The sequence below is a fragment of the Enterococcus sp. MMGLQ5-1 genome (genome assembly GCF_013155265.1).
Taxonomy (GTDB): Bacteria; Bacillota; Bacilli; order Lactobacillales; family Streptococcaceae; genus MMGLQ5-1.
The window spans coordinates 20706-27494 of sequence record NZ_JABJXU010000018.1 but is presented as its reverse complement, the minus strand read 5'-3'; the positions used below and the strand labels follow the sequence as shown (position 1 = coordinate 27494).

Sequence of the window (6789 nt, the reverse complement as noted above, 5' to 3'; positions counted from 1 at the left end):
AGGTCAGCGGTTCGATCCCGCTAGGCTCCATAAGTGAATCGGAGGTTTAGCTCAGCTGGGAGAGCATCTGCCTTACAAGCAGAGGGTCGGCGGTTCGATCCCGTCAACCTCCATTGGCTATAAGAATACCAGCCGTAGTCAATCGTTTTAATTTACGAGTCGTTAGCTCAGTTGGTAGAGCATCTGACTTTTAATCAGAGGGTCACTGGTTCGAGCCCAGTACGACTCATTTTGTAGCCGGCTTAGCTCAGTTGGTAGAGCATCTGATTTGTAATCAGAGGGTCGCGTGTTCGAATCATGTAGCCGGCATCAATATAATGCGAAAGTAGTTCAGTGGTAGAACATCACCTTGCCAAGGTGGGGGTCGCGGGTTCGAACCCCGTCTTTCGCTTAGTCGACAACGAAAGTTGTTAGTTTCAGCCGGGGTGGCGGAACTGGCAGACGCACAGGACTTAAAATCCTGCGGTGAGTGATCACCGTACCGGTTCGATTCCGGTCCTCGGCATTAGTATTTTATAGAGCACCCTTGGCTCAACTGGATAGAGTACCTGACTACGAATCAGGCGGTTAGAGGTTCGAATCCTCTAGGGTGCATTAAATTCTAAAAGAATTTATATTTTCGGGAAGTAGCTCAGCTTGGTAGAGCACTTGGTTTGGGACCAAGGGGTCGCAGGTTCGAATCCTGTCTTCCCGATATTTTTTTAGGGGCCTTAGCTCAGCTGGGAGAGCGCCTGCTTTGCACGCAGGAGGTCAGCGGTTCGATCCCGCTAGGCTCCATATAATGGCGGTGTAGCTCAGCTGGCTAGAGCGTCCGGTTCATACCCGGGAGGTCGGGGGTTCGATCCCCTTCGCCGCTATTAAAAAACTTATGGACCTTTAGCTCAGGTGGTTAGAGCAGACGGCTCATAACCGTCCGGTCGTAGGTTCGAGTCCTACAAGGTCCATTTGTAGGTTTTGTTCTGGAGGATTACCCAAGTCCGGCTGAAGGGAACGGTCTTGAAAACCGTCAGGTGTGTAAAAGCACGCAAGGGTTCGAATCCCTTATCCTCCTTTTCAAATTTATTATTATCGCGGGGTGGAGCAGTCTGGTAGCTCGTCGGGCTCATAACCCGAAGGTCGTAGGTTCAAATCCTGCCCCCGCAATATTTGGTCCCGTAGTGTAGCGGTTATCACGTCGCCCTGTCACGGCGAAGATCGCGGGTTCGATTCCCGTCGGGACCGTAAGATCGCACTTTTCTGTGTCGATGCGGGTGTAGTTTAATGGTAGAACCCTAGCCTTCCAAGCTAGCTACGCGAGTTCGATTCTCGTCACCCGCTTGTCAACTATTTTGGCAATTGTTTAGTAGTTGGGGCCTATAGCTCAGCTGGTTAGAGCGCACGCCTGATAAGCGTGAGGTCGATGGTTCGAGTCCATTTAGGCCCATTAAAATATTGGTCCGTTGGTCAAGGGGTTAAGACACCGCCTTTTCACGGCGGTAACACGGGTTCGAATCCCGTACGGACTATATTTTTGGAGGATTACCCAAGTCTGGCTGAAGGGAACGGTCTTGAAAACCGTCAGGTGTGTAAAAGCACGCAAGGGTTCGAATCCCTTATCCTCCTTTGATATTTTATCATGTTTGGTCGTGGTGGATATTGAATTATCGCGGAGTGGAGCAGTCCGGTAGCTCGTCGGGCTCATAACCCGAAGGTCGTAGGTTCAAATCCTGCCTCCGCAATTTATAGGGTCCCGTGGTGTAGCGGTTATCACGTCGCCCTGTCACGGCGAAGATCGCGGGTTCGATTCCCGTCGGGACCGTTTTGGCTCGGTAGCTCAGTTGGTAGAGCAATGGATTGAAGCTCCATGTGTCGGCGGTTCGATTCCGTCTCGCGCCATTTAAATGATGAATATGCGGGTGTAGTTTAATGGTAGAACCCTAGCCTTCCAAGCTAGCTACGCGAGTTCGATTCTCGTCACCCGCTTTGCCAATTATTGGTAAATTGTTTTATGTTTTGGGCCTATAGCTCAGCTGGTTAGAGCGCACGCCTGATAAGCGTGAGGTCGATGGTTCGAGTCCATTTAGGCCCACTTTAATCAAATATTTGTTGTTTGGTTTTTGGGGAAGTACTCAAGAGGCTGAAGAGGCGCCCCTGCTAAGGGTGTAGGTCGGGAAACCGGCGCGAGGGTTCAAATCCCTCCTTCTCCGTATGGTCCGTTGGTCAAGGGGTTAAGACACCGCCTTTTCACGGCGGTAACACGGGTTCGAATCCCGTACGGACTATATTATTTGTTAAAAAATATGGCAAACTATTAATCCTTTGTAATAAAAGGATTTTTTTTTATGTTAAAATTATCTTTGGTATTAATTGTTTATTTTTGATAGAATTTCAAGTATTGCTTTTGCAGATTCTTTGGGAGGTTTTTTTTGCAAGTTTATTTTAATTCATGGCTAGAAAGCTACAAGCGGCCATTTGGAGCAGTTCAAATAGCGACTAGTATTTGTTTAAAAATTAAAGTTGAGTGTTCCAAATTTGTAAAGGTACAATTAGTAATTCGTCAGGAGAATGGGACTAATCAATTAGAGTATTTTGATATGAATTATGGCGAAAACAATCTGTTTGAAATTAATTATCAAGTATCTAACAAGCAAGGTATTTATTTTTATTATTTTAAAATAATTGATCAGCTGACCAATGAACTTATTGGTGTTTACGGGTCAGCTAGCGGTACTGGTGGTGAAGGTATATCATATACTTCGGAATGCGAGGTTGTCCCCTTTTCGTTAACAGTATATTCAAAAATTGAGACAGCACCTTCTTGGTATCGAGATTCAATTTTTTATCAAATTTTTCCTGATCGATTTTATAATGGAGATGAGGATTTAATTTTAAATAATACTAAGGATAACATTTTTATTTATGGTAAAACCTCTGATTCGCCTTATTATATTAGAGATCATCAAGATAATGTTACACGCTGGGATTTTTTTGGAGGCAATCTTGCTGGGATTATTGCTAAAATTCCTTACTTAAAAAATGAGTTGGGGGTCAATGCAATTTATTTAAATCCAGTTTTTGAGGCGCGCAGTAATCATCGCTATGATACAGGAAATTATAAGCAAATTGATTCTCTCTTAGGTGATGAACAGGCTTTTTTAAGGCTGATTGATAAGCTACATCAAAACGATATGCATCTGGTATTAGACGGTGTATTTTCACACGTTGGTCGTGAAAGCAAATATTTTAATTATAATAGTGCCTATGGCAGTGATATCGGTGCTGCTCAAAATCAGAATAGTCCATATTTTGAGTGGTTTAAGTTTAATCATTATCCCGAAGATTACAAATCTTGGTGGGGAATTGAGGATTTACCGGAAGTAAATAAGCATTCAGTAAGCTATCAAAATTATATTTATGGTGAGAGGGATAGTGTTTTATCAAAATGGAATAAATTTGATATCGATGGCTGGCGCTTAGATGTGGCAGATGAATTGCCTGATGACTTCATTAGAGGTATCCGAGCCAATCTTGAACAATATTCAGATAAAGTTCTAATAGGCGAAGTGTGGGAAGATGCTTCAAGGAAGATTGCCTACAATCAGAGAAGAGAATATATTTTAGGTGATGCGCTGCAGGCAACGATGAATTATCCCTTTAGAAGCCTTATCCTTGAATTATTAACCGATAAAATTGACGCTAAAAGCTTTGCCCTTCAATTAACTACTTTGGAGGAAAATTACCCCAATGCAGTTTTCTATAATAATTTTAATAATATTGGTACTCATGATACTGAACGAATTTTAACTTTATTAAATCATGATACTGAGTTATTGAACATAGCGGTTGGACTATTGTGTACGTTGCCAGGTGTCCCCTGCTTTTATTATGGTGATGAAGCAGGTCTTGCTGGTGGCCCTGATCCCGAGAATCGTAAGTATTTCCCTTGGGAGAAGATTAATCGGTCAATATTTAAAATATTTCAATCATGGATTGCTTGCCGCAAAGAGCAAACCTTATTGCGACAGGGGCATTTTTCAATATTCTATTTGAATGATGGTTTATTGGGTATTTTGCGAGCTGCTGAAGATGCCTCTTTGATTTATATAGTAAACCCAACGAATAAGCTAGTTGTTGTCAATTTTCAGAGTGTTTGCTTTACTAAAGACCCGCCAATAGACTTAAAAGCGATAGCGGTTTTAATTGATGGAAGGGAAATTTCCCCAAAGAGCGGACAGCTTTTTAGAGGATGATTGCTATAAATTAATTGTGTGATATGGTAAAATATAGCAATAACTAGCATGGTGAGGAGGAGCTATGGAAAAAGTAAATAAGGAACGAAAGCAGATTTCTAAAGTTCATTTCCCATTTTTCTCAGATGATGATTTAATTCTAGATGATGAGGGTGCATTGTTTTTTGAAAACGAAGCATTGATTACAGACTATACCGATAAATTTGATTTAGAACAGCATGCAAAAGCAGAACGTCAAACTAAAAGTGATTTTGTACCTCAAGAATTTGATACCAATTTTATTCCGACAGATACCGTTGAACCTGCTAAAAATGCTCGTTTAATTGACTTAGACCGTGAGCATGCACGTTATCAACAACAAAATTTATCAAAAAATAAAGCCCCTTTTGTGCAAATTAGAAGTGGCGTTAAGCATAATAAAAATCCAATCTTTAATAAAACCTCACTGGATAGGCCAGCTAATGAGCGAAGTAATTTAGCGGAAAAACCTAATTTTGATAAGATAGGTGATTTTTCAAAAAAGCAGCTTTATTCAGGTGGATTGAATCGCTTTAAACCACGTCCTACCTTACCACCGTTGTCTAAACACCTCCCTGCTGATGACGTACAGGCTTTGGATGAGACTAAAATCAAGGCAGCCTTTAAAACAGATTTATTATTTGATTATGATAAGGTTGGTAGCGATGAGTTACGTAGTCAGACATCTCAGAAGCCTAACTTTAAAGATCAGCAGTCAGAGGTTTGGCAATACGGGGCGCCACGTGTTTCTGCAGAACAAAAGAAGGCGATTGTAACCGCAACAAATAAGGATAAGATTGCACCACGACAGCAAACTATTTTTAGTGGGGGGACTGCGCATCAAACGATTTTTAATTCAAGGAGCTATCAGCCAGTATTTAGTGAGCGTGGTGGTGTAAATGCTAATGCCCAAGACGCAGTTGCACAACACTTGAATTTAGAACAAACAATTGATCATAGCGCAAAGCAACGGATATCAGATCAGGCGGTTAAACGGTTTGGTGAGAAGGAATAATTATCGTATTATTTGTTAATAACATTATGTTATAATTGATAAAAGAAAATTGTGATTGATAGTTATTTGAGTTTATGATATTAATCATAGGCTCAAAAATCATGTACTCTATTAATTCAAAAATTTAGGAGCTCAAATGTCTACTTATTATTTTATTGGTATTAAAGGTGCTGGAATGAGCGCACTTGCTTTATTATTACATGAATTAGGAGAAAAAGTTGTCGGTAGTGATTATGAAAAGTACTTCTTTACGCAGCGTGAGCTAGATCTTGCTGGTGTTGAGATTTTGCCTTTCAATGCTGATAATATAAAAAAAGGGTATAAAATTATTGCGGGTAATGCTTTTAGGGATGATCATGAAGAAATAAAGCGCGCTAAGGCATTAGGTCTTAAGGTTCAAAGATATCATGAATTTTTAGGTGAATTTATGGATCAATATACTAGTATTGGTGTTGCAGGAGCGCATGGTAAGACTTCAACAACAGGTTTGCTAGCTCATGTCTTGAGTGATGTGACTAATGCTAGCTATTTGATTGGTGATGGTACGGGGCATGGTGATGCGAATTCAAAATATTTTGTGTTTGAATCTGATGAATATGAACGTCATTTTTTACCTTATCATCCAGAATATACGATTATAACCAATATTGATTTTGATCACCCAGATTATTTTGAGAATATAGAAGATGTGTTTGATGCTTTTCAAACCTATGCTAAGCAGATTAAAAAAGGTATCTTTGCCTTTGGAGATGATGTCTGGCTAAGAAAATTAGAGGCTGATTGCCCAATTTATTATTACGGCACAAGTGAACAGGATGATTTTCGAGCTGTAAATATTTCAAGATCAACAACAGGCTCCTCCTTTGATGCTTTCTATCGCGATCAATTGATTGGACACTTTACAGTACCGACTTTTGGCTTTCATAATGTGATGAATGCCCTTGCTGTTGTTGCTGTATCGTATATTTCAGGTGTTGATATGTCAGCGATTGCTCGTTCTTTATTAAGCTTTGCGGGTGTCAAACGCCGCTTTAGTGAAAAAATTGTGTCAGATATGATTATTATCGATGATTTTGCGCATCACCCAGCTGAAATATCGGCAACCTTAGATGCAGCAAGACAAAAATATCCTCATAAGGAAATTGTGGCAGTATTTCAGCCACATACTTTTACGCGAACCATTGCTTTATTGGATGAATTTGCTGAAAGTTTAAACTCTGCTGATCAGGTTTATCTAGGTGGTATTTATGGCTCTGCTCGTGAGGTTGATCATGGTGATATTAAGATTGAAGACTTAGCTGCTAAAATTGATCAAGATAAAGGTGGTATTGTGCTTTCAGAGGACAATGTTTCACCATTATTAGATTTGCATAATTCAGTTGTTGTCTTTATGGGTGCTGGCGATATTCAAAAATATGAGCGTGCCTATGAAGAACTATTGACCAGTATCTCTAGGAATAAGCAATAGTGAAAATATAAAAAACCGATACTTACTATTAAGGGTATCGGTTTTTTATATGTTATACG

The 6789-nt window shown here is 40.4% G+C and carries 3 protein-coding genes and 24 tRNA genes; all 27 read left to right on the top strand.

Annotated features, from left to right (window positions below):
• Nucleotides 1-40: 40 nt before the first annotated feature.
• The 27 genes from HOY35_RS12615 (at nucleotide 41) to murC (ending at nucleotide 6730) form a co-directional block, all read left to right on the top strand.
• Nucleotides 41-113: transfer RNA gene (locus tag HOY35_RS12615), tRNA-Val, on the top strand.
• A gap of 43 nt (nucleotides 114-156) precedes the next feature.
• A tRNA-Lys gene (locus tag HOY35_RS12610) sits at nucleotides 157-229 on the top strand.
• 7 nt (nucleotides 230-236) lie between these two features.
• Nucleotides 237-309: transfer RNA gene (locus HOY35_RS12605), tRNA-Thr, on the top strand.
• 10 nt (nucleotides 310-319) lie between these two features.
• Nucleotides 320-391 (top strand) — tRNA-Gly (locus HOY35_RS12600).
• A 28-nt stretch (nucleotides 392-419) separates the two neighbouring features.
• A tRNA-Leu gene (locus tag HOY35_RS12595) sits at nucleotides 420-505 on the top strand.
• Nucleotides 506-520: 15 nt separating this feature from the next.
• Nucleotides 521-594: transfer RNA gene (locus HOY35_RS12590), tRNA-Arg, on the top strand.
• Nucleotides 595-620: 26 nt separating this feature from the next.
• Nucleotides 621-694 (top strand) — tRNA-Pro (locus tag HOY35_RS12585).
• A 10-nt stretch (nucleotides 695-704) separates the two neighbouring features.
• Nucleotides 705-777 (top strand) — tRNA-Ala (locus tag HOY35_RS12580).
• A gap of 6 nt (nucleotides 778-783) precedes the next feature.
• Nucleotides 784-857, top strand: a tRNA-Met gene (locus tag HOY35_RS12575).
• Between the two features lie 13 nt (nucleotides 858-870).
• Nucleotides 871-944 (top strand) — tRNA-Ile (locus HOY35_RS12570).
• Between the two features lie 17 nt (nucleotides 945-961).
• Nucleotides 962-1051 (top strand) — tRNA-Ser (locus HOY35_RS12565).
• An 18-nt stretch (nucleotides 1052-1069) separates the two neighbouring features.
• Nucleotides 1070-1143: transfer RNA gene (locus HOY35_RS12560), tRNA-Met, on the top strand.
• A gap of 5 nt (nucleotides 1144-1148) precedes the next feature.
• Nucleotides 1149-1221, top strand: a tRNA-Asp gene (locus HOY35_RS12555).
• Nucleotides 1222-1246: 25 nt separating this feature from the next.
• Nucleotides 1247-1317: transfer RNA gene (locus HOY35_RS12550), tRNA-Gly, on the top strand.
• Between the two features lie 32 nt (nucleotides 1318-1349).
• Nucleotides 1350-1423 (top strand) — tRNA-Ile (locus HOY35_RS12545).
• A 10-nt stretch (nucleotides 1424-1433) separates the two neighbouring features.
• A tRNA-Glu gene (locus HOY35_RS12540) sits at nucleotides 1434-1505 on the top strand.
• A gap of 7 nt (nucleotides 1506-1512) precedes the next feature.
• Nucleotides 1513-1602 (top strand) — tRNA-Ser (locus HOY35_RS12535).
• A 42-nt stretch (nucleotides 1603-1644) separates the two neighbouring features.
• A tRNA-Met gene (locus tag HOY35_RS12530) sits at nucleotides 1645-1718 on the top strand.
• Between the two features lie 7 nt (nucleotides 1719-1725).
• Nucleotides 1726-1798: transfer RNA gene (locus tag HOY35_RS12525), tRNA-Asp, on the top strand.
• 4 nt (nucleotides 1799-1802) lie between these two features.
• Nucleotides 1803-1875: transfer RNA gene (locus tag HOY35_RS12520), tRNA-Phe, on the top strand.
• A gap of 16 nt (nucleotides 1876-1891) precedes the next feature.
• A tRNA-Gly gene (locus tag HOY35_RS12515) sits at nucleotides 1892-1962 on the top strand.
• Between the two features lie 32 nt (nucleotides 1963-1994).
• Nucleotides 1995-2068, top strand: a tRNA-Ile gene (locus HOY35_RS12510).
• A 30-nt stretch (nucleotides 2069-2098) separates the two neighbouring features.
• A tRNA-Ser gene (locus HOY35_RS12505) sits at nucleotides 2099-2186 on the top strand.
• Nucleotides 2187-2189: 3 nt separating this feature from the next.
• A tRNA-Glu gene (locus HOY35_RS12500) sits at nucleotides 2190-2261 on the top strand.
• A 144-nt stretch (nucleotides 2262-2405) separates the two neighbouring features.
• Complete coding sequence (locus HOY35_RS12495; protein ID WP_172214332.1) at nucleotides 2406-4229, top strand: glycoside hydrolase family 13 protein; 1824 nt, start codon at nucleotides 2406-2408, stop codon at nucleotides 4227-4229.
• A 64-nt stretch (nucleotides 4230-4293) separates the two neighbouring features.
• On the top strand, nucleotides 4294-5262 hold the full coding sequence (locus tag HOY35_RS12490; RefSeq protein ID WP_172214330.1) for a hypothetical protein: 969 nt from the start codon (nucleotides 4294-4296) through the stop codon (nucleotides 5260-5262).
• Between the two features lie 136 nt (nucleotides 5263-5398).
• Nucleotides 5399-6730: a UDP-N-acetylmuramate--L-alanine ligase gene (murC, locus tag HOY35_RS12485; protein WP_172214328.1), complete on the top strand. Its 1332-nt coding sequence runs from the start codon at nucleotides 5399-5401 to the stop codon at nucleotides 6728-6730.
• Nucleotides 6731-6789 lie beyond the last annotated feature (59 nt).